General features: G+C 34.1%; 24 protein-coding genes, 1 tRNA gene and 2 pseudogenes. 10 read left to right on the top strand and 17 right to left on the bottom strand.

The window, feature by feature from the left end:
• Positions 1-74 precede the first annotated feature (74 nt).
• From M3L71_RS02825 to rpmE, 4 genes are all read right to left on the bottom strand, one after another.
• Positions 75-1091 (bottom strand): extracellular solute-binding protein, encoded by a 1017-nt coding sequence (locus M3L71_RS02825; RefSeq protein WP_280143927.1) that lies wholly within the window; start codon positions 1089-1091, stop codon positions 75-77.
• A 123-nt stretch (positions 1092-1214) separates the two neighbouring features.
• Positions 1215-2387, bottom strand: coding sequence for a hypothetical protein (locus M3L71_RS02830; protein WP_280143928.1), 1173 nt, complete (start codon positions 2385-2387; stop codon positions 1215-1217).
• Between the two features lie 91 nt (positions 2388-2478).
• A complete protein-coding gene (locus tag M3L71_RS02835; protein ID WP_280143929.1) occupies positions 2479-3264 on the bottom strand; it encodes an NAD kinase in 786 nt (261 codons plus the stop codon).
• Between the two features lie 21 nt (positions 3265-3285).
• A complete protein-coding gene (gene rpmE, locus M3L71_RS02840; protein ID WP_006013575.1) occupies positions 3286-3498 on the bottom strand; it encodes a 50S ribosomal protein L31 in 213 nt (70 codons plus the stop codon).
• A 124-nt stretch (positions 3499-3622) separates the two neighbouring features.
• Between rpmE and fabD the strand changes: the two genes are divergently transcribed.
• Both fabD and M3L71_RS02850 read left to right on the top strand, forming a co-directional pair.
• On the top strand, positions 3623-4591 hold the full coding sequence (gene fabD, locus M3L71_RS02845; RefSeq protein WP_280143930.1) for an ACP S-malonyltransferase: 969 nt from the start codon (positions 3623-3625) through the stop codon (positions 4589-4591).
• Between the two features lie 51 nt (positions 4592-4642).
• Positions 4643-5389, top strand: coding sequence for a hypothetical protein (locus M3L71_RS02850; protein ID WP_280143931.1), 747 nt, complete (start codon positions 4643-4645; stop codon positions 5387-5389).
• Here the strand turns inward: M3L71_RS02850 and gpmI are convergent.
• The gene (gene gpmI / locus M3L71_RS02855; protein WP_280143932.1) at positions 5384-6892 is read right to left on the bottom strand and encodes a 2,3-bisphosphoglycerate-independent phosphoglycerate mutase; all 1509 of its coding nucleotides are present in this window, start codon (positions 6890-6892) and stop codon (positions 5384-5386) included. The two genes, M3L71_RS02850 and gpmI, sit on opposite strands and share 6 nt — an antisense overlap.
• A gap of 195 nt (positions 6893-7087) precedes the next feature.
• Here gpmI and M3L71_RS02860 point away from each other — a divergent pair, with 195 nt between their 5' ends.
• Both M3L71_RS02860 and M3L71_RS02865 read left to right on the top strand, forming a co-directional pair.
• Complete coding sequence (locus M3L71_RS02860) at positions 7088-7471, top strand: leucine-rich repeat domain-containing protein (RefSeq protein ID WP_265014670.1); 384 nt, start codon at positions 7088-7090, stop codon at positions 7469-7471.
• 29 nt (positions 7472-7500) lie between these two features.
• Positions 7501-7824 carry a hypothetical protein gene (locus M3L71_RS02865; protein ID WP_280144113.1) on the top strand — a complete coding sequence of 108 codons (324 nt, stop codon included), beginning with the start codon at positions 7501-7503 and terminating at the stop codon, positions 7822-7824.
• Positions 7825-7909: 85 nt separating this feature from the next.
• On the opposite strand, the gene M3L71_RS02870 is transcribed toward M3L71_RS02865, so the two are convergent.
• Positions 7910-7981: transfer RNA gene (locus M3L71_RS02870), tRNA-Asn, on the bottom strand.
• Between the two features lie 358 nt (positions 7982-8339).
• Here M3L71_RS02870 and M3L71_RS02875 point away from each other — a divergent pair.
• Both M3L71_RS02875 and M3L71_RS02880 read left to right on the top strand, forming a co-directional pair.
• A pseudogene (locus M3L71_RS02875) lies at positions 8340-9344 on the top strand (IS630 family transposase).
• Complete coding sequence (locus M3L71_RS02880; protein WP_280143933.1) at positions 9319-9462, top strand: hypothetical protein; 144 nt, start codon at positions 9319-9321, stop codon at positions 9460-9462. Before M3L71_RS02875 ends, M3L71_RS02880 begins: the two are co-directional and overlap by 26 nt.
• Before the next feature lie 97 nt (positions 9463-9559).
• Here M3L71_RS02880 and purH read toward each other — a convergent pair whose 3' ends face one another.
• A complete protein-coding gene (gene purH / locus M3L71_RS02885) occupies positions 9560-11080 on the bottom strand; it encodes a bifunctional phosphoribosylaminoimidazolecarboxamide formyltransferase/IMP cyclohydrolase (protein ID WP_280143934.1) in 1521 nt (506 codons plus the stop codon).
• Positions 11081-11232: 152 nt separating this feature from the next.
• Here purH and M3L71_RS02890 point away from each other — a divergent pair.
• A pseudogene (locus M3L71_RS02890) lies at positions 11233-11388 on the top strand (WPE palindromic element domain-containing protein); the annotation flags it as partial.
• 87 nt (positions 11389-11475) lie between these two features.
• Here M3L71_RS02890 and fmt read toward each other — a convergent pair.
• The 5 genes from fmt to M3L71_RS02915 form a co-directional block, all read right to left on the bottom strand.
• On the bottom strand, positions 11476-12375 hold the full coding sequence (gene fmt, locus M3L71_RS02895; protein ID WP_280143935.1) for a methionyl-tRNA formyltransferase: 900 nt from the start codon (positions 12373-12375) through the stop codon (positions 11476-11478).
• Positions 12376-12387: 12 nt separating this feature from the next.
• Positions 12388-12744 carry a 50S ribosomal protein L20 gene (gene rplT / locus M3L71_RS02900; protein WP_280143936.1) on the bottom strand — a complete coding sequence of 119 codons (357 nt, stop codon included), beginning with the start codon at positions 12742-12744 and terminating at the stop codon, positions 12388-12390.
• A 21-nt stretch (positions 12745-12765) separates the two neighbouring features.
• Positions 12766-12972 carry a 50S ribosomal protein L35 gene (gene rpmI, locus M3L71_RS02905; protein WP_010402777.1) on the bottom strand — a complete coding sequence of 69 codons (207 nt, stop codon included), beginning with the start codon at positions 12970-12972 and terminating at the stop codon, positions 12766-12768.
• Positions 12973-13070: 98 nt separating this feature from the next.
• On the bottom strand, positions 13071-13514 hold the full coding sequence (locus M3L71_RS02910) for a PAS domain-containing protein (RefSeq protein WP_280143937.1): 444 nt from the start codon (positions 13512-13514) through the stop codon (positions 13071-13073).
• Between the two features lie 206 nt (positions 13515-13720).
• Positions 13721-13894: a hypothetical protein gene (locus M3L71_RS02915; protein ID WP_280143938.1), complete on the bottom strand. Its 174-nt coding sequence runs from the start codon at positions 13892-13894 to the stop codon at positions 13721-13723.
• Positions 13895-13932: 38 nt separating this feature from the next.
• Between M3L71_RS02915 and M3L71_RS02920 the strand changes: the two genes are divergently transcribed.
• Positions 13933-14337 (top strand): IS630 transposase-related protein, encoded by a 405-nt coding sequence (locus M3L71_RS02920; RefSeq protein ID WP_280143501.1) that lies wholly within the window; start codon positions 13933-13935, stop codon positions 14335-14337.
• Positions 14330-14869, top strand: a complete 540-nt coding sequence (locus tag M3L71_RS02925; protein WP_280144114.1) for an IS630 family transposase — start codon at positions 14330-14332, stop codon at positions 14867-14869. The genes M3L71_RS02920 and M3L71_RS02925 overlap by 8 nt, the downstream gene beginning before the upstream one ends.
• Here the strand turns inward: M3L71_RS02925 and M3L71_RS02930 are convergent.
• The 3 genes from M3L71_RS02930 to M3L71_RS02940 all read right to left on the bottom strand — a co-directional run bounded on the left by M3L71_RS02930 (position 14796) and on the right by M3L71_RS02940 (position 16583).
• Positions 14796-15170, bottom strand: coding sequence for a hypothetical protein (locus M3L71_RS02930; RefSeq protein ID WP_280143939.1), 375 nt, complete (start codon positions 15168-15170; stop codon positions 14796-14798). The two genes, M3L71_RS02925 and M3L71_RS02930, sit on opposite strands and share 74 nt — an antisense overlap.
• The gene (locus M3L71_RS02935; RefSeq protein WP_246038769.1) at positions 15170-15403 is read right to left on the bottom strand and encodes a hypothetical protein; all 234 of its coding nucleotides are present in this window, start codon (positions 15401-15403) and stop codon (positions 15170-15172) included. Before M3L71_RS02935 ends, M3L71_RS02930 begins: the two co-directional genes overlap by 1 nt.
• Positions 15404-15692: 289 nt before the next feature.
• A complete protein-coding gene (locus M3L71_RS02940; protein ID WP_280143940.1) occupies positions 15693-16583 on the bottom strand; it encodes a hypothetical protein in 891 nt (296 codons plus the stop codon).
• A 284-nt stretch (positions 16584-16867) separates the two neighbouring features.
• On the opposite strand from M3L71_RS02940, the gene alaS reads away from it, so the two are divergent.
• Positions 16868-19441, top strand: a complete 2574-nt coding sequence (gene alaS / locus M3L71_RS02945; protein WP_280143941.1) for an alanine--tRNA ligase — start codon at positions 16868-16870, stop codon at positions 19439-19441.
• Here alaS and M3L71_RS02950 read toward each other — a convergent pair.
• Positions 19401-19964 (bottom strand): IS630 family transposase, encoded by a 564-nt coding sequence (locus M3L71_RS02950; protein WP_349292729.1) that lies wholly within the window; start codon positions 19962-19964, stop codon positions 19401-19403. The two genes, alaS and M3L71_RS02950, sit on opposite strands and share 41 nt — an antisense overlap.
• Positions 19943-20320, bottom strand: a complete 378-nt coding sequence (locus tag M3L71_RS02955) for an IS630 transposase-related protein (protein ID WP_280143348.1) — start codon at positions 20318-20320, stop codon at positions 19943-19945. Before M3L71_RS02955 ends, M3L71_RS02950 begins: the two co-directional genes overlap by 22 nt.
• Between the last annotated feature and the right edge of the window lie 219 nt (positions 20321-20539).

A 20539-nucleotide genomic window follows, 5' to 3' on the forward strand; every position in this document is an offset into this window, starting at 1 on the left:
TTTTTTGAGCTTATTCTACTTTCTTAATTTCAATTACACAACTGTAAAGTAAAGTAGAAGGAAGCTATAAAATTTTATTTCCACTTACATTCATCTGCTATCATAACAGCCTCAAAGAGATGCTTCTCAAGCTCACTTATAGGCAGAGTACTTTGTAGGTAATTTCCCCAAGATTTTAACACATCAGAAGTTTCAATACCTTCAACAATAGGATATTCTTGATTTTTTTTAGCATATAGCTCTTGAGCCTGTTTGCTTACAAAAAACTCCAATAAAGCTATGGCATTTTCTCTGTGTTTTGCGTTTTTTGTTACTGCTGCACCACTAATATTCACCATTACACCATCACTCGGAAAGAAAGCTCCTAACTTTTCTGTGATATTCTTTTTATTTTCTGATGAAAGGATTCTTGCAAAGTAGTAGCTATTTACTATTGCAACATTGCCTTCACCAGCGGCTACAGCATAAATTTGATCTGTGTCACCACCGCTTGGTTTTCTTGGCATGTTGCTTACAATTCCACTCACCCATTCTTTTGTTTTTTCAAAACCATTTTTTGCAATCATAAAAGCGATCAATGATCGGTTATATGGACTTGTGGAAGAGCGTACTAATATTTTCCCTTTCCATTTTTCATTCGCTAAATCTTCATAGGTACTTAATTCCTTAGGATCTACTGATTCTTTATTGTAAACCAATATTCTAGCTCTTTTTGTGAGACCAAACCAATAATCTTCATTATCTCTAAATTTTGCAGGTATGGCATTTTTTAGAGTCTCTGAATCCACTTGAGATAAGAGCCCTCTTTTTTTGGCTAAAATCAAATTCACTGCATCTGCAGTTAAAAACAAATCAGCTTCACCACCATTTTCCATGCGTGAAAGCAATTGGGAATAATCGTCAATGATATAACGTACCTTGATGCCAGTGGTTTTTGTAAAATCATCAAACAAACTATGTACTAATTCTTCTTTACGTGATGAATAAACGTTTACTACTTGTGAATCATCAATTCCGCTATTTTTATATAAAAAATTAACGACTATCAATAAAGCCGCTACTAAAGATATAAATATTAAACCTTTTTTCATAAACAAACCCCTTCATTGTCATCATCTCAAGCTATCAAAATAGCAAGGTCTTAGCAAGTGTAAATCTTCAAAACGTTGCATTTACAGTACTGGAATAGCGATAAAAAGAAGTACGAGCCATATTTAATTAATAATATAAGTAATATCTGGATGGACACATCGTTCAGCAACTACTTGTAACAATTTTGAACTAATCTTTTCTTGACTGCTTTTTACAGTTTTAATAGCTGTTTCATTAGGATTTTCACTATTAGCATCTTTTGTATCTAATAACAAGTAATCTTTAAAATCATTTTTGCTCCAATGATGAATTGTGCAAGCTAAAGTGAAAAGCAGTAGAGTGCCTGAAATTGCAACGATTGGCCAGTAAATAGTAGGATTTGTGTATGAACTTACTATGTTGCTCAAACCACCTGTTGAATAAAGTGCTAAAGGGAAGGTTATGTTTCCAGTAATAAGAACTGTTCCTAAGATGGGAAGACATATTCTATCATTGATTAATGAATTTACTTTACTCTTGTAATAGATTGGCTGGCCTGTAAGTTCTACGATGTTCGGATTACTTTTTGCTTTTTCTGGAAGAGAGTGAAACGTAAAGTAAACACGATTACCGTTGCTATATTTTAATACCAAAGATTTGATGCATTCCTCGTCTTTTGAAAGTGTATTTGATATCTCATCTAAAACTTCTTGAGTATCTCTTTTTGTGATCTTGTGCTCCTTAGTACGTACTGCTTGCATAAATTCCCACATAATTCCCAAGGCTAAACAAGACGCTAATACTCCGACAAATATAGTAACAGGATTTATGCTGCCGATGAATCCAATGAATTCTCTTTCCTTCACAGCTAAAACGATTGCTGTAATACAACACGCCGTAACAAGGCCTACAAAAGGCATTGTAACTTTCTTCTTTTGCATCGTATATTTTACTTTCTGTAAAAATCTGTTTGTCTTTTTATTATCTCCAAGGAAAGATTCTTCAGAGCCATTTGTGTGATATGATGGTGGAGGAGAAGGTGATCTGCTAACTGATACACTATCTGAACTCTTTTTTGGAGATTCTGTATTTTGCTCTATGGATGCATAAATAGTTTCTGAACTGTTCACATTCGATTCTTTTTGCCTTGCTTCATCAGAACTTGATTCGCTAGCCGAACTTGTAGATTGTAAAATTTCATTTTCATCGGTTGTTTGTTTCCCTATTTTTCGAGGTTTTGGTTGTGGTGGAGTTGTTTGTTTTATCACACCGTTTTCATTTATTCCGACGTTCTCTCCATTTCCTGATTCAGGCATATTCGCTCCAAAATTAATTACTATATTGTGTTGATTACGTTATAATTATTAAGATATGGTAAATACTAATTTAAAGATAAATATGAAGAATTTAGTATAAAAATTGCTTATCAAAAATCCTCTCGTCTAATGAGCAATCTTTATCAAAAAGCAGAGTGACTGTGTTTTCGTGATCTTTCTGCATTTTTATCTGCGATATATCAGGAAATTCCTTGTAATCTGATACTACAAGTGCTGGACGATTTTCCACGTCGTTGATATCAATTTGCACTATTGTATCATTTGAGATTAACGCTCCATTCCAACGCCTTGGGTAGTAGCTATTGATGGAAGTCAGTGCAAGTAAATTTGAATTAAGTGGTAAGATTGGCCCACCGGCAGAGAAGTTATATGCAGTGCTACCTGTTGGGGTAGACAATATAATTCCATCTCCTCTGAATTTTTCTACTTTTAGCTTATCATTAATGGTAATATCCATCTCCACTATTTGATTTGCATTTCTAAAGACATACACTTCATTTACTGCGATGTAATGGTGTTTTTTGCCACTTATGTCTGTGGCTTCCATTTTTAGTAAAGTTAGCTGAGTAGGAATTGCATGTTCTATATGATCAATTAGATCTTTAAAGCATTTATTCATCAAAAATCCGACGTTACCGGTATTTATTCCATACACATGTATATCTTTATTTCCTATGACGTAGTTGTGTAGGGTGCGTAGCATAAAACCATCGCCACCAACAACTATCAGCAGATCAACTTCATGCTTACCTGCTTCTGCTATATTGATAAAATTGAGTTTCTGTAGTAGTTTAGATACTTCCTGAGACTTGGGTAGCGAAGAAGCAATATAGCCTACATTTTTATATTTATACATGTTAAATAAAGAGGGGAGGAACTAAAAAAGACTCCCGTATTTATCATTAAACTTAGCTATTTTACTATCCTTCTCCCCTGAACCGCTTGTCAAACTTCCAGTCCATGCAGGATGAGTAAGAGGATCTCTATCAAGCTTTATTCTTTGACCTTCTTTTCCATAAGTGGAATAAGTTTCAAACTCTTGACCATCTGTCATAACTATAGTAACTTTGTGATAATCGATTTCTGCCATTGTTCTTACAAATTCCTTACCAGCTAAGATTTTAGTGAATCTGGTTCATTTGGTCAATCATTATTGTGAAATATTGACAAAAAATAAATAAAGTAGCATTCTCAATGAAGAATGAAAAATTTTTATGATTTTTGCTTTTCCTGGTCAGGGCTCCCAATTTATAGGAATGGGAAAGAGTTTATATGATGAATTTTCAGTTGCAAGGAACGTATTTGATGAAGTAGATGACATATTGGGTAGAAAGCTGTCTCATTTGATTTTCAATGGCCCTATTGAGAAGTTAACCATCACGGAAAATGCTCAGCCATCTATAATGGCGGTGTCAATTGCAACGCTACGTGTTATGAAGCACGTATTTGGTGAATCTCTTTACAGCGTTCAGCATGTTTGTGGGCATTCAGTTGGCGAGTATACAGCGCTGTGTGCTGCAGGGGCATTGACGCTTGAGTCTGCAGTCAAATTGCTAAAAGTTCGTAGCGAAGCAATGCATGAAGCTTCACTAAAATGCAAAGGTGGAATGTTTGCTCTACTTGGAGCAGAAATAAGTGAAGTAGAAGGTATATTAAAATCAGCTCAAATTGATTGTGAAATTGCAAACGATAATGGTGGTGGGCAGGTAGTGGTGAGTGGTACTGCAGAGGCTCTTGAGGTCTTACCTGATTTATTCAAAAACTCAAGTGTCAAGAAAATGATAAAATTACAAGTTAGTGGGCCTTTTCACTCATCTTTTATGAAACCTGCTGATGAAAAACTTCTGGAATTTTTAAAAAGCATCAACATAACTCGCCCTTCGATTCCTTTTGTATCAAACGTTACAGCTAAGGAAGAAAGTGATCCAGAGATCATAAGAGCTTTGCTCGCTAAGCAAGTTGTAAGTAGAGTAAGATGGAGAGAGATGGTTTTATATATGATAAGCCATGGCACTAATAAGTTTGTTGAAGTTGGCCCTAACAAAGTTTTATCTAATCTAGTTAAAAGAATTGACCAATCTATCAATACAAAAAGCATAGGTAGCATTAGTGATGCTGATAACTTCTTTAATGAATCATTAATGTTGACAGCAAAAAATTTAAAAATAGAAGCTTATAACTAACATAAAGTAAAATTTGTACTATTTTTTGCTTTGATTATTGATAGCAGCGGAATGTCAAACATCGACACTAAAGAATATGATCTAGCGTTGGGTGATACCACGGTTAAGCTTTTTATTAAAAGTAGCGATACAAGTGGGATCAATTTTATTAATGTGCATCAAAATGAAGTAACTTCAAAAGGGGCTGGTGAGCATATACTCCAGCAGTTTGGTGGAAGAATGCTATACATTACTCATGGTGATGGTACTCCGCGTAATGTAGAATTTTACTTAAATGGTGAGCGGTATGAATTCGATCCCAATCGCATGTTTGATGATGTAGGTGCAGAAGCTAGCTTAAGAGAGTTTGGCAGTGTTTCAGAAGATGCTTTGAGAGCTGTTAGAAACTTTGCACAAAGAATTTTAGATTTTTTACTTCCTGGTCAAGATAACGTTATCGCTCTGCACAATAACTACAATTCTCCCAGCTACTCATTCAAGAGCTATTTTTCTCCACCACTTTCTCATGATGTGCTAAAGATTTCTCCAGAAGTGTGTCCGGAAAGTGGAACGGGTGAGTTTTTCTATACGACAGTTGAAGATTGGTTCGATGCTTTAAAACAGAAAGAAATTTTTAATATAGTATTGCAAAATAACAAAGCAGTTGAAGATGATGGTTCTTTATCTGTATATGTAGGGAAGAATAATATTCGGTACTCTAATGTGGAAGCTGAGCATGATCATTTAGAGCAGCAAATAGATATGCTATCTTCTATACACAGTGTTTTATTTCCTCAACCCTTAACAATAGAGTTATAGCAACATGGAACGCACTAACGAACTACCTGTCATCTCGTTTGGATTTTTGAGTCCAAGTAGCTGTAAAATAGTAGGAGAAATATCAGATAATTTTCCATCTCTCAGTTTTAAATTTTCACAAGATATAATAAATGGAACTTTATTTAGAGTGTGCGCTGTGTGAGGTGTGTTATTTTCTTCATCGAACATACATTCCACATTACCATGGTCTGCTGTAACAATGAGTGCAGTATTACCCACTTCTTTGACAACGCTGAGTACTTTTGCAAGGCAATCATCTACAGCGAGCACAGCTTGCTCGGCCGCTTTTATATTACCTGTGTGTCCCACCATATCAGGGTTAGCGTAGTTTACAACTATCAGCTCAAATTCTTGAGAATAAATTTTTTTTACAAGCTCTTCTGTGAGCTCAAAGGCTGACATTTCAGGCTGCAGGTCATAAGTTTTAACTTTTGGTGAAGGAATGAGTATTCTTTCTTCACCAGAAAAAGGTTCTTCTCTTCCACAATTAAAAAAGAAAGTCACATGCGCATATTTCTCAGTTTCAGCAATGCGCAGTTGCCGTAGTTTATTGTCTTCTATTATCTGTCCCAAAGTGTTGGCAAAAGATTCAGGAGGAAAGAGATAAGGGATTTTTAAGTCCGCTTTATATTGCATCATACTTAAAATTGAAGAGAATTTTGCCACTTCAGTATAGCCTGCTTTACCAAGACAAATACTTGCCAATTGTATCATTCGATCAGCACGAAAGTTAGCCAATAGCAATCCATCTTCTGGTTTTATACCTTGATAATCGCCTATTATTGCGGGCCTGATAAATTCATCGGTTATATTATTTTGATAATTTTCATCAATAAGCGATACTGCATCATCATAACGAGGCGCCTTTGCAAATGCGATGGCTTCATAAGCTTCAATTGTTCTTTCCCACCTATTATCACGGTCCATAGCATAATAACGCCCAGAGACAGTGGCGATTCTTATATCATTTTCCTTTATGCTTTCTGTAAATTCTTGAATGCATCCTTTCCCTGAATTTAGCAGTGTGTCTCTGCCATCTAAAAATGCGTGTATTACAACTTTAATTCCGCGCTGTGATATCTTGTTTGCTAAAGCTGAAATGTGCTTTTGATGCGAATGAACACCGCCATCTGATATCAATCCCATTATATGGCATATGCCATTCTTACTTTTTAGATCATTAATAAAATTCTGTAGATTTGCATTATTTTCTATCGTTTCGATTGCTTGATTAATACGCTGAAGGCTTTGCATTACCACTCTACCGCTACCAATATTCATGTGACCAACTTCTGAATTGCCTATTTGGCCTTCTGGTAATCCAACATCAGTTCCACAGGCAGATAAACTGCACTTTGGATAATTAGAGCTAATATGTTGCCAACAAGGTGGATTTGAATTGCTAATAGCGTTGTATTTACTATTTTCTATTCCATTACCCCAGCCATCTAATATACATAAAACGACTGATTTAAAGTTCATATGAAAGTTATCATCGAGAACCTCTGATTATACCAAAAACAAACTCTTCTCACAACTTTTGTGTTAAAATAAGAGATATAAAAAGCTGCTTGGAGGCAATGGTATATGAAGTTTTTCATAAAATATTTATTAAAGTGATTCACAGTTGCTGAAGTGTTTACTAAAACACTTGCATAGCTTTAATAGTGAGGTCAAATGAGTTATAGTCAATATGTAAAGGGTAATACTTTAGCAACATCAGCTGCTATAATTAATGTTGATAGATTAGTAAACTTTTTAAAAAGCAATACAAACATTACAAGACTTATTTTACGATGTTCAAAAATTAATTATGAGGTTATAAAAGAATTAGCTCAGCTTTCTCATCTTACTTCACTTGATCTAAGTTGCAGTTATGTTGTTACAGAATATGTAAAGATTTTAGCAAGCGGGAATCTTATAAATCTTACTTCGCTTGATTTAGGAGGAAACGGAATTGGTGATGAAGATGTAGAGGCTTTAACCAGTGGAAATCTTACAAGTCTTACTGAGCTTAAATTATATGATAATAAAATTGGCGATAGGGGGCAAAAGCTTTAGCAAGTGGAAACCTTCAAAAGCTTACTTTACTGAGTTTAGGATGGAATGAAATCAGTAATGAAGGTGCAGAGGCTTTAGCAGCAAGTGAAAACCTTAAAAATCTTATTACACTTAAAGTATATGATAACAGCATTAATTACAGAGATGTACAGACTTTGGCGAGTGGAAATTTGGTGCGTCTTACTTCGCTCATTTACAATTATTGCAGTATTGATGAAACATTGCCAAAAAATGTCCTTCCTCAATTAAAAAGGAAATGTAATAAAAGAAAAATAGGAGAGGAGCCAGATAGCAAGCTAAGTGAAGCGCAGACATCTTTGCATTTTGACAGTAAAGGCTTTAAACCTATATAACTTCACACGTTTTGTCTGTTTAATAGACAAAAAAAGTAGTGAATTTTGCGCTAAAAGTGAAATGTACAGATTGTATAAAATAGTGCTCCCCGGGCCGGATTCGAACCAGCGACCAATTGGTTAACAGCCAACTGCTCTACCACTGAGCTACCGAGGAATAAACTGCTTTCAACTTATCACATTGAACGCCGATTGTAAACGATTTTTATGTAGACTTTAGACCTAGATATCATTCCAGTGCATGGAGCTGTAATCCAGTTTTTCTTACCAACAAAAACTTAGAATAACTTTTGTTCTTAAAAAATTTCTAGATTTCAGACTCATGTTTCAATGTTAAACAAGGTACAATAGAATTGAGTAGGGTAATTTCTAGGGAATTATTATATTCTAGAAAAAGTAAAATGTCATCCAGATAGACTAATGTACAAGGTAATACCAATTCCCGCTATAGAAAGAACAGATAGAGAATAATGGGGAAAAAGTCATACTAGAGTAAGTGAAATAGCGAGGTATAAATGGCATTAAGGTCAAAACTATTAGACGAAAGAGTTGTAAATTTAGCGAAAGAAATGTTAAAAAAGGTAAGAAATAACGCATATGTTTCAAAAAAGTTACAAGCGGTGATAGCAGGAAAAGAAAGTAGTATAAGCGCTGTGGCAAGAATATGTAAAATTTCAAGGACTGCTTTGACTGAATGGATAAAGCATCTAAAATTTGGTAGAGTAGAAAAATTATTTGCCCCGTTTCAGCGGAGAAGAAAAAGCAAATTAAACAAAAATCAACGTGAGCAAATTGAAATATGGGTAGAAAGAAATCCAAATATTACTATTAAGGAAGTACAAATAAAAATCTCAGAGGAATTTGCCCTAAACATCAGCAAATCAACAGTGCACCGTGAGATACAAAGGATGAAATTTTCTTACATAACACCGAGGCCAATGCACCATAAACAAGATAAAAACAAGCAAGAAGAGTTTAAAAGATACTTCAATAAAATAGTCAATTTCCACCCTAAAAGGGAGGTGTTTTTTTTGATGAATCACGATTTGGGACTCATTCAAAAATCGGACACGGATGGTTTAAAAGGGGTCAGAACGCAGGTTAAAATGAAAATTGGTAGACAAAATTTCTATATCTAAAGTGCGGTAAATCCAAGAAGTGGTAAGAAAATTAGCCTACTTGCTCCATATGTAAACACTGATTGTATGAATATATTTCTGGAGCAGATGTCGAAAGATTTAGGCACGAAAGAAGCCTTTCTTGTAATGGATTGTGCAAGTTGGCATAGATCAAAAAGTTTGAAAATTCAGGAAAACATTACCATCATATACTTGCCTCCTTATTCACCGGAACTGAATCCTGTTGAAAGGTTGTGGCAATATATCAAATACAATACTTTACGCAATAGTATCTACGATACCATAGGTTTACTTGAAGATGTTTTGTGTAATTTTATTGTCAATATTTCCAGTACTACTATTAAACGAGTTTGTAATGTTTCTTATTTGTTCCGTCAGTAATGGATTTTGGTATCAGCTGAATGTCTATAAGGAAAAACAGCAAGGCATTTTAGGATTTGCTATAAATCGCATCAGGAGCTCAAGAGTACAGCTTACAATTACAGATAGGTATAGTTGAGTTTAAAGTAACTACATAAATTTACTACAATTTTCATACCTATAAGCTGCTATGCAACAAAGCCCTGTGTGGGTATAATTTTGACAGGATACAAAGGTTAATGGAGAAAGTTACGAACATCAGTGAAAAACATGGCAATTTTATTCTCATTTGCAGCTGCTATCACGTTTTGATCTTTCAATGAGCCACCTGGCTGAATTATAGCTGTAATTCCATGCTTTGCACTTTCTACTATACTATCTGGAAATGGAAAAAATGCATCTGAAGCAAGCGCTGCGCCTTTACATTTTTCACCTGCTTTTTTTACTGCAATATTCACACTATCTATTCTGCTTGTTTGTCCTGCACCGATGCCAATAGCACAACCGTCTTTTGCTATCACTATTGCATTGGATTTTACATGTTTACATATTTTCCAAGCAAAAATAAGATCCTCCTTCTCTTTTTTTGTTGTAGTGCATTCTGTCACTCGGTTTATTTCTTCTACTTTTACTGTATGGTTATTATTTTCTTGCACTAAGAACCCGCCAACAACATTTTTGATTTGATATTTTGCATTTTGCTGAAGAGATTGATGAATAATCACTCTTAAATTTTTCTTTTTTTGTAAAATTTTTAGTGCCTCTTTGTTTACCGATGGTGCTATCACCACTTCGAAAAATATCTCGTTTAATTTCTCTGCTAGCTTGAAATCTATCTCCCGATTGAAAGCAACTATTCCACCAAAACTGCTTATTTCATCACATGATAGAGCTTTTTCATATGCTTTTAAAGCACTGTCACTAACAGCAGCGCCACATGGATTATTGTGCTTTATTATCACTGCTGCAGGTTCTTGAAACTCAGAAATTATGTTAAGTGCAGACTCTATGTCGACTATATTATTATAGCTCAACTCTTTTCCATGTATTTTCTCCAGTGGATATTTGCTAAATTGATTGCTATAAAATGCAGCTTTTTGATGAGGATTTTCACCATATCTTAGTCCTTGTGCTTTACATCCATATAAAGTAAAAAACTCTGGTAACTCATTGCTTTTACCCTGTGATAAAAACCAATTGTAAATATTAGAATCATACTGTGCAGTCAGAGCAAATGCTTTAGTTGCTAGATGTTTTCTATATTCTAATGTTGTCTGATTGTTATTTTTGATCATCTCAGCTTTCAGTGTTTCGTAATCTTGAATGCTAGAAATCACTGAAGTGAAATGAAAGTTTTTTGCTGTAGCTCTAATTAATGCTACTCCACCTATATCTATTTGTTCTATGATTTGCTTCTCACCTGAGTTGCTATTAACCGTTTTCCAAAATGGATATAAGTTAGTTATAAGCAGATCTATCGGCTTAATTTCTAGATTCTGCATTTCCTTTTCGTGCCTTTTTCGATCACAGAGTATTCCTCCATGAATTTTAGGATGTAAAGTTTTCACTCTGCCATCTAGTATTTCTGGAAATTGTGTGTAATCTGAAACTTCTTGCGTTTTTATTCCCGCACCTGATAGCACTTTATAAGTATTCCCTGTTGAGAGAATTTCTATTTGTTGCTGCATCAAAAACGATGCAAGTTCAATTATATTTGTCTTATCGTATACTGATATTAAAGCTCTTTTAATTTTCATATGGAAGGTTTCTTAAGATTATATCTAAGAAAAGAAAATTTGTCTATATATATCTACTACGTCATACCACTGCGGTATCTCGTTGTAGATTCCGCTAACAAGCACATAGCTGTACGAACATTGTGATACAAGAGACCAAGAAAGATGTCATCCCAGCACCCAGACACTGGGATCCAGAAAACTTCACTTTAAATGAGCACACCAGGTGGCTGTACAATAGAAACTGGATTCCAGTGTCAAGAACTGGAATGACACCATCTACTACTCAAATTACCTGCAAATTGCAATGTTCGTACACCAAAACGCGTTATCTTGTTGTAGATTCCGCTAACAAGCAGAGGAATACCAAATTGTAGAAGTTGCTTTAGCTCTCCTCACCCTCCTTTCAAAGTAGTCTATTCTATAAATTTTTTTGTTAAACTTGATTTTAAGCCACGAACAAAATCTTTAATATCGCAAGGATTTCTTCCTTCCATTTGTACAACTTTAGGAATTAAAGTACCACCTTTTAAACTTATATGCATATTATCATTAATGATCTCACCTTGTCCTGAAGTGAAAGCTTCAAATTCAGCATCAAGTATCTTGATACGTTTGTTCTCTACCTTAATGAATGCTTTTGGATAAAATGCTTTAACCTTTCTATAAGCAATTTCACAGGCGTCACTTGCGTAAATTTTATAGTCTTTTACTTTGTCAGCATAACACGCATCGTTATCGCTCTGTTTTAAGGGAACTTGCTTTTCAATTTCGTTTAGTACTTTCAGCAGTAAATCACTACCTAATTCAGACAATTTATCATACAACGTCTTATAATTATCGCTTTTTTCAATAAGAAATTTTTTCTGTTTTAAAATAGGGCCAGAATCTAATCCTTCATCTAGCTGCATAATGCTAACTCCGGTTTCTTGATCTCCGGCTAAAATTGTGTGCTGTATCGGAGCTGCACCGCGCCACCTAGGAAGTAATGATGGATGAATATTAATACAACCATATTTGGGAATATTTAAAATTTCTTTTGGAAGTATCAATCCATACGCAGCAACAACTGCAACGTCTGGCTTAAAATTTCCAAACTTTTCTTGCTCTATCGAAGATTTTAAAGAGGCAGGAGTACATACCTCTATGTCACTTTTTTCAGCAACGATGTGTACTGGCGATTTTGTTAACCTCTGCCCACGTCCAGAAGGTTTTGGAGCTTTGGTATATACTGCTACTATTTCACTCTGTAATTTTAATAGTAAGTTTAACGCACCAACAGCAAACTCCGTTGACCCCATGAAAATAATTCTCATGGTGTTTTTGCTTTAAGCTAACTTACTATTTACAATTTCTATTAATTTAGCAAAATCATCCTTATGATTAACAGCCATCTCAGCAAGAATTTTCCTATTTAAATCAATTTCAGCAAGTTTAAGACCATGCATAAATCTACCGTAAGTAAGTCCATGTTCTCTTACTGCTGCATTAATACGTATTATCCACAAACCACGAAAATAACGTTTACAGGTTCTTCTGTCTCTGTAAGCATATTGGAGTGCTTTTTCAACTCTTTGTAATGCAATTCTATAACAATTTTTTGCCCGTCCTCTATAACCCTTTGCTAGTTTCAATATTTTTTTATGACGAGCATGAGTAGTGACTCCACGTTTTACTCGAGCCATTTTTATTTTACCTCCATTTTGTTAAATACCATAAGGCATATAAAGCTTAACTATACGCGAGTCAGATTTACTAAGAATCGTCGTACCACGCTGATTACGAATATTAGATTTACTTCTCTTTACCATACCATGTCTTTTACCTGATTGAGTAGAGATGACTTTACCCTTAGCTGTAAGGTGAAAGCGCTTTTTGACAGAAGATTTGGTTTTTAGTTTTATTTTCGTCATATTCTAAACAAATTTACAAACACCACTATTTAGTTCTTTATTAGTAATTAAGTATGAGTATAGATAATTTTATTAAAGAATCAAATTAAAATTGTATTTTAAAGCAGCTTGAATGTAATCACACCCAGTATATGTGTTATACCTTCTTTATCTCCAATTGGCAACAATACTTGCCTTATTTTAACACTTTCACTTTCTTCCTCTTCTTTAATTGAGCATTTACTCTCTATTACAGTCTCAAGTTTATCAATAACTGCATCTATTTTATATAGCCGCAAAAATGGTGCATCAATTGCATACTTATCATCGATGTACATCTTTTTTTCAAAACCATAGAATTCAATAGCTTTTTCTCCTGCATTTTCACAAATATAACCTCGATCTTTAACTTCAATGATAAAACAATGCTGCCATGACTCCATGATTTCTGCAGTGTCTATTTCATGTCTTTCTGGCCATTCTCTCTCTGATCCTTTTATATCACTCCAATGTTGAGTAACTATATTCACTATTCTTCTTTCTTTGCCTGCATAATTTTCCATTCGAAATTCCACATATAAAACACAGATATGAGGTAAATTTATCGTGAATGTATTGATTTTTTCTTACTAAAGGATGTAGATTATTGAAGATTCTCATCCTGTTTACACAACAGGTAATGATAAATTAAGTATAATAATTAGAGCATAAAAATTATTAAATGATGAAACTGTGAAATAAAAAAAATTCTATTTTTGCAATATTTTGGCTAACTAATAGAATTAGTTCCACTTTCTAAAGTTATTGAACTTAATAAATAACTAGATGGAGTTTCTTCCTTAGAACTACTATGGCCTTTACTCTTTCTATTACAAGACCAACATTTAAATTTTACAGCTGCTGCGATAGCTGCTACCAAAGCTACTGCTATAGTATTTCCCAAAGCAAATGATAAAGGTATAATAAAGTATTTGAGTTATAATGGCATATAGTGTGGATTTAAGGGAAAAGGCAGTATTGATGATAGAAAAAGGGAAGACAAAGGTTGAGATAGCAGAGCTCATGGAGATAGGAATAGCAACTCTGTACCGCTGGTTAAAAAAGAAAGCTGCTGGTGAAAGCTTAAAGCCATCTAAAAACGGTAGCTTTATTCGAAAAATAGACCCAAAAATACTCGAAGAATATGTTACAAAGAATCCAGATCATACTCTGGCAGAGATGAAACAAAATCTTGGATTTGGAATAAATTCAATTTGGTATAGACTAAAACAGCTAAAAATTACTTTAAAAAAGTCACACTATATCAAGAGCGCAATCAAGAAGATAGGCAGCAATTTATTGATAAAATCTCAAAATAGAACATTCCAGCATCTTATATATAGATGAAGCAGGAGTTGATAATAAGTTATACCGAGAATATGGACGTGCTCCAAGAGGAAAGAAAATTTATGCAGATATTCCAGGGAGAACTCGAGAGAGAATCAGTATAGTAGCCGGGTGGATTGGAATGAGATTTATTGCACCAATGACTTTCAAAGGTGGGTGTGAAAAAGAGGTATTCAATATATTGTTGGAGAAGATGTTATTACCTAAATTGCCACTTGGCACAACCATAGTTATGGATAATGCTACATTTCATAAGACCACTAAAACAAAATCATTAATAGAGTCTTTTGGCTTTCATGTGCTGTATCTTCCAACATATTCACCAGATTTGAATCCCATAGAACACTGTTGGCATACCATCAAAAGCCGCCTCAGACCTCTAATGTATAAATGTACAGACTTACAACTTTTGGTTGGTAATACCATAATGGAAATTTATCCATTCATTTTAGAAAATACTATACTGCTAACATACCTACTGTTAACACTCTCATATTTTCCTTGTTTGATCGAGATGTTTCCAAGAATTTAAACCCTCTCAAGTTCGTATCATGAATCATAGGATTACCCAAAATATTCGTCGTATTTTGAACACTTTCTATATTTCGCATTGTAATTCCATTGCTAGAGTTTGATTTTTTCATTTCTTCCATTACTTGTTTTAAGTTTGGTAGTTCTGTTGTTGTATTTTCAATATCACCAGCTTCCAGCTTTTGCAAGTTCTCATTACTCAAAAACTCTTTGAGATACTTTTCATAAAACTCTTTGGCATTATATCTTTTATAACTTCGTATTTTCCCACTCTTGAGATCAGAAACAATATCATCAATCATCACTTTGGATTTTCTGCATGCACTATTTCTCCTTCAGCAACAAGAATACGATAAGATGTATCGTCAAGCATACATACATACTTAAGTTTTAAATCACCTCCTCCCAATAGAAAATATATTGTTCTGTTTTGTTCTACATCTCGCAATTCTGATTCAATACTAATCCATCTATTCCTTTTTTCTTTATTGATTGATCTTTTTTTTCCTACAGTATTTTTAAATCTTCTTGACATATATGACCCCCAAGCTGACCAATATTTCCTTATGTATAAAAGATAAATTATTTAAGTCCACATCTTTTCACTAAGATTTTTATATTTTTATTATACTAAATAATACATATATTAATATCTGAATTTCTCATTGCAATTTATTATACCTTAGTAAAAACGATATAAAATTAGAGAAAGAGTTATAAAATTTTTTGGAAGATAGGAAAATTTCTTCTCCTTTGGTTCCAGAGCATATAAGTGCTGTAAGAGCTAAGTTGATGGCACTGTTGTGCCATCAAACTCTGGAATTTTACTCGACACTAATCTGAGAAGATAGATGTGCTACCGATGTAGCATTGCTGAGCAAAGATTCTATTTCTGATGTAGATCCGGAATGCTCAAGTTGAGCTTGTTCAGGAAGGTTTTTCATAGCTTTTTCAACATCGTAGCTACTTTCCCTATTTTTTCTATGCCATACAAAGTATCCTAATCCTGCAAAAGCTACTGCTAGCACTCCACCCAATATACCAACAGCAATCCCTGCTATTCCTATATACTGTCCTCCATTTATTTCGGGTAATTTAGTCCCTTCCACATCTGTGCTATTAAATATAGAATGATCTAACACTTCTTGTGAATTACTATCAAAACGGGAAACACTACTTATATCTTCAGGAGTAATTCCATAACTAGAATTTGATTCTTCTATTTCATTTATTACGTCATTAATCTCTTTAGTAGTTACTTTGCTTGATGCAAAATCGAATTCTTGTTTTGTTAAAGAAGCTGATTTGATAGTTACATCTTCCTGCATCTGATAATCAATTTCTTCAGTAGTAGATTCTCTCAATTGGCTATTTTCATCAGTTCTTTCTTTTAGCTTTTTTGAACTATCCTTACCCAATTCATCTACAAGGTTTTTTAGATATATTTTCTTAAATTCTCTATAATTATATTCTTTACCTTTTTCTATTTCTCCACTCTTAAGACCTAAAATAATTCCATCTATTGTCGATTCACGAATTGCTTGAGGAATGTCTATTGAATTTACTATTCCTGTAACCAAGCCTATCTCAGCTGCTCTAGAAGATATAGAGAGGTCTTTTACTGTTAAATTCTCTCCTTTAATTAAAAATTCTACCCTTCTGTTTTGTTTTATACTTTCCAAGTCAGATACAATTCTAATTGTTGGACCATCCATCTCCTGCTTATTTGTTGTTTCTCTCTTTCGCATGCTATTCTTAGTGTTTTGGAATTTTTTTGGCATTTCACACTCCTTAAATTAATTAATAAAAGTATTATTTTAATTAACAAATACTTCTCTATGTTAGCGGATAAAATATTTAAACCTATATCTTTTTATTAAAATTTTTATGTAAAAGTTACTTTTATTATACTAAGTAATGTATATATTAATATTCAGATTGATAAATTGATTTTACTTCTGTTACAACTTATTATGCATAGATAACCTCAGTAAAAACGATGAAGCTAAACGAAATTAGAGAAAGATTTATAAAATTTTTTGTAAATAATAATCATGAGCAAGTTCCTTCTTCTCCTTTGATTCCAGAGCATGATCCAACACTCATGTTTACAAATGCTGGTATGGTACAGTTCAAAAACATCTTTACCGGCACGCAAAAAACTGAAATGAAACGTGCCGTCTCAAGTCAAAAGTGTCTCAGAGCAGGTGGTAAACACAATGATCTTGAAAATGTTGGCTATACATCTCGTCATCACACATTTTTTGAAATGCTCGGAAATTTTAGCTTTGGTGATTACTTTAAAGAAACTGCGATAGAATTTGCGTGGAAATTTATTACTGAAGAATTGTCTCTTGATAAAAACAGACTATCCATAACTGTTTACCACACTGATGATGAAGCATATGAAATTTGGCGTAAGATAAGTGGCTTTTCAGATGATAAAATCATAAGAATTACAACAGATGATAACTTTTGGAGCATGGGCAATACTGGTCCATGTGGCCCATGTTCTGAAATCTTTTACGATCATGCAAATCAGGATTTGCATGAAGACGACAGAATTGTTGAAATTTGGAACCTGGTGTTCATGGAATTTAATAAAGATGAAGAAGGTAATTTACAAAAATTACCAAAAAAATGCATCGATACCGGAATGGGCCTTGAAAGAATAGCAGCTGTTATGCAGAACGTTCATGATAACTATGATATTGACCTATTTTCTGCTCTGGTAAGTAAATCGCAAGAGTACTGTGGACATACGGAAAATAAAGTAGCTTATAAGATTATTGCAGATCACCTTCGTGCAGCTGCATTTCTCATCGCAGAAGGAGTGCTTCCTGGAAATGAAGGAAGAAATTATGTACTACGCAGATTGATCAGGAGAGCAGTACGTTATATCCACCTACTTGGATATAATGATTCTCTATTGAACCTTGTTTTTCCTGCACTCATAGATGGCACAAGTTTGGCTTATATGGGAGATGCTTATCCAGAGCTAATCAGAGCTAAAAGCTTAATAGAAACAACGTTAAAATCAGAGGAAGAAAACTTTAAAGACACTTTAATGAAAGGCATTAATCTCTTGGACAAATTAACTGCAGATTTAAAATCAGGTGACACTCTATCTGGAGAATCAGCATTCAAACTATATGACACTTATGGATTTCCTTTGGATATCACACTTGATATTTTGAAAGAAAGGAAAATAAATTTTGACCAAAAAGGTTTTGATAATGCAATGAAAGAGCAAAAAGAAAGAGCACGTGCTAATTGGACTGGATCTGGTGAAAAGTCTGTTGAACAAGTATGGTTTAATTTAATCGATCAGTTTGGCAAAACGGAATTTGTTGGTTATGAACGTGATGAAGTAAAGGATGCAACAGTACTCGCAATAATTTCCTCTAAAAATGAAGTAATTGATTCTGCAAAAGAAGGAGAAAAGATAACTATTATACTTGATAAAACACCTTTTTATGGAGAGTCAGGTGGACAAGTGGGAGATGTTGGAAATCTTATACAGTCTGATGGAAGTATGGTAACAGTCGAAAATACCAACAAGATTAATGACTTGTATTTGCACAGGTGCGTCGGCTCAATTTGTAAAGGTAACACAGTTACAGCTAGTATTAACAAAAAAAGAAGACAAGACTTAAGAAGAAATCATTCAGCTACACATCTTCTACACTTTGCACTCAGAAAAATCTTAGGTGATCACGTTACTCAAAAAGGTTCTCTAGTCGCACCAAATAGACTAAGATTTGACTTTAGTCACAATAAGCCAGTCACTCAGGATCAGCTGTCTTCAGTAGAAGATATAGTAAACTCTCTAATCAGAGAAAATCTTTCTACGTCCACAAAAGTTCAAGGTATAGATGAGGCAATAGACGAAGGAGCGATGGACTTATTTGGTGAAAAATATGGTGATAATGTTAGGGTTGTAAAAATTGGAGATTCAAAAGAATTATGTGGTGGTACACACGTGGAGCATACCGGAGAAATTGGTTTGTTTAAGATAGCAGCAGAATGTTCCGTTGCATCTCGAGTAAGAAGAATTGAAGCTTTAACCGGTCAAGAAGCAATTAATTATGTACGCAATAACGAAATTAGCTTAAAAAAAGTTGCAGAATGCGTAAAAGCACCAGTAAATGAAATAATAAGTCGACTCAGTATTTTAAGCCAGGAGCGCAAAGAATTTGAAATCAAAATAAAAAATCTTTATAAAAAGCTTATCAGTGTAGAAACTGTAAAAAGCACCGAAATAAATGGAATAAATTTCGTAAGCCACACTTTCAATAACGTTCCAGGAAGTATAATAAGGGAATTTGCTCTACAGCAACAAAAACCGAAAACTGTAATAGCCTTCATGGTAACAGAAAAGGAAAAAACAGTTTTGATTGTCAAAGTAAGTAAAGATTTAACTAATAAGATCAATGCAAAAGAGCTAGTATCTACTGTAACCAGAAGGGATTGCGGTGGAAATGCCGAACTTGCCCAAACAGGCTGTGATAACAATAAAATAGATGATGCCATTACAGAAATCCATAGCAAAATAACAGCTTGCAAAAACTAATACACCCTACTATAGTATTTTCTAAAATGAATGGATAAATTTCCATTATGGTATTACCAACCAAAAGTTGTAAGTCTGTACATTTATACATTAGAGGTCTGAGGCGGCTTTTGATGGTATGCCAACAGTGTTCTATGGGATTCAAATCTGGTGAATATGTTGGAAGATACAGCACATGAAAGCCAAAAGACTCTATTAATGATTTTGTTTTAGTGGTCTTATGAAATGTAGCATTATCCATAACTATGGTTGTGCCAAGTGGCAATTTAGGTAATAACATCTTCTCCAACAATATATTGAATACCTCTTTTTCACACCCACCTTTGAAAGTCATTGGTGCAATAAATCTCATTCCAATCCACCCGGCTACTATACTGATTCTCTCTCGAGTTCTCCCTGGAACATCTGCATAAATTTTCTTTCCTCTTGGAGCACGTCCATATTCTCGGTATAACTTATTATCAACTCCTGCTTCATCTATATATAAGATGCTGGAATGTTCTATTTTTGAGATTTTATCAATAAATTGCTGCCTATCTTCTTGATTGCGCTCTTGATATAGTGTGACTTTTTTAAAGTAATTTTTAGCTGTTTTAGTCTATACCAAATTGAATTTATTCCAAATCCAAGATTTTGTTTCATCTCTGCCAGAGTATGATCTGGATTCTTTGTAACATATTCTTCGAGTATTTTTGGGTCTATTTTTCGAATAAAGCTACCGTTTTTAGATGGCTTTAAGCTTTCACCAGCAGCTTTCTTTTTTAACCAGCGGTACAGAGTTGCTATTCCTATCTCCATGAGCTCTGCTATCTCAACCTTTGTCTTCCCTTTTTCTATCATCAATACTGCCTTTTCCCTTAAATCCACACTATATGCCATTATAACTCAAATACTTTATTATACCTTTATCATTTGCTTTGGGAAATACTATACCTCGGTATCTTTTAACCGTGAACGGAATCGTCAAGGTATTATGCAAATAGGGGTAGAGAAGACTTAACTGTCAAATGAGCATATCAGGTAATAAGAACTCGATTACAGCTCCATGCTCTGGAATGACATCATTTTATTCATCAAAGTAGCAGCTTTATAACGGCA

It is taken from the genome of Wolbachia endosymbiont of Frankliniella intonsa (assembly GCF_029856955.1).
Classification (GTDB): Bacteria; Pseudomonadota; Alphaproteobacteria; order Rickettsiales; family Anaplasmataceae; genus Wolbachia.

What these genes read in the sequence shown, in the direction of transcription:
- M3L71_RS02825 (WP_280143927.1), bottom strand. Translation starts at nt 1,091, where the DNA reads ATGAAAAAAGGTTTAATATTTATATCTTTAGTAGCGGCTTTATTGATA.
- M3L71_RS02830 (WP_280143928.1), bottom strand. Translation starts at nt 2,387, where the DNA reads ATGCCTGAATCAGGAAATGGAGAGAACGTCGGAATAAATGAAAACGGT.
- M3L71_RS02835 (WP_280143929.1), bottom strand. Translation starts at nt 3,264, where the DNA reads ATGTATAAATATAAAAATGTAGGCTATATTGCTTCTTCGCTACCCAAG.
- rpmE (WP_006013575.1), bottom strand. Translation starts at nt 3,498, where the DNA reads ATGGCAGAAATCGATTATCACAAAGTTACTATAGTTATGACAGATGGT.
- fabD (WP_280143930.1), top strand. Translation starts at nt 3,623, where the DNA reads ATGATTTTTGCTTTTCCTGGTCAGGGCTCCCAATTTATAGGAATGGGA.
- M3L71_RS02850 (WP_280143931.1), top strand. Translation starts at nt 4,643, where the DNA reads ATGTCAAACATCGACACTAAAGAATATGATCTAGCGTTGGGTGATACC.
- gpmI (WP_280143932.1), bottom strand. Translation starts at nt 6,892, where the DNA reads ATGAACTTTAAATCAGTCGTTTTATGTATATTAGATGGCTGGGGTAAT.
- M3L71_RS02860 (WP_265014670.1), top strand. Translation starts at nt 7,088, where the DNA reads ATGAGTTATAGTCAATATGTAAAGGGTAATACTTTAGCAACATCAGCT.
- M3L71_RS02880 (WP_280143933.1), top strand. Translation starts at nt 9,319, where the DNA reads ATGTTTCTTATTTGTTCCGTCAGTAATGGATTTTGGTATCAGCTGAAT.
- purH (WP_280143934.1), bottom strand. Translation starts at nt 11,080, where the DNA reads ATGAAAATTAAAAGAGCTTTAATATCAGTATACGATAAGACAAATATA.
- fmt (WP_280143935.1), bottom strand. Translation starts at nt 12,375, where the DNA reads ATGAGAATTATTTTCATGGGGTCAACGGAGTTTGCTGTTGGTGCGTTA.
- rplT (WP_280143936.1), bottom strand. Translation starts at nt 12,744, where the DNA reads ATGGCTCGAGTAAAACGTGGAGTCACTACTCATGCTCGTCATAAAAAA.
- rpmI (WP_010402777.1), bottom strand. Translation starts at nt 12,972, where the DNA reads ATGACGAAAATAAAACTAAAAACCAAATCTTCTGTCAAAAAGCGCTTT.
- M3L71_RS02910 (WP_280143937.1), bottom strand. Translation starts at nt 13,514, where the DNA reads ATGGAAAATTATGCAGGCAAAGAAAGAAGAATAGTGAATATAGTTACT.
- M3L71_RS02920 (WP_280143501.1), top strand. Translation starts at nt 13,933, where the DNA reads ATGGCATATAGTGTGGATTTAAGGGAAAAGGCAGTATTGATGATAGAA.
- M3L71_RS02930 (WP_280143939.1), bottom strand. Translation starts at nt 15,170, where the DNA reads ATGATTGATGATATTGTTTCTGATCTCAAGAGTGGGAAAATACGAAGT.
- M3L71_RS02935 (WP_246038769.1), bottom strand. Translation starts at nt 15,403, where the DNA reads ATGTCAAGAAGATTTAAAAATACTGTAGGAAAAAAAAGATCAATCAAT.
- M3L71_RS02940 (WP_280143940.1), bottom strand. Translation starts at nt 16,583, where the DNA reads ATGGATGGTCCAACAATTAGAATTGTATCTGACTTGGAAAGTATAAAA.
- alaS (WP_280143941.1), top strand. Translation starts at nt 16,868, where the DNA reads ATGAAGCTAAACGAAATTAGAGAAAGATTTATAAAATTTTTTGTAAAT.
- M3L71_RS02955 (WP_280143348.1), bottom strand. Translation starts at nt 20,320, where the DNA reads ATGGCATATAGTGTGGATTTAAGGGAAAAGGCAGTATTGATGATAGAA.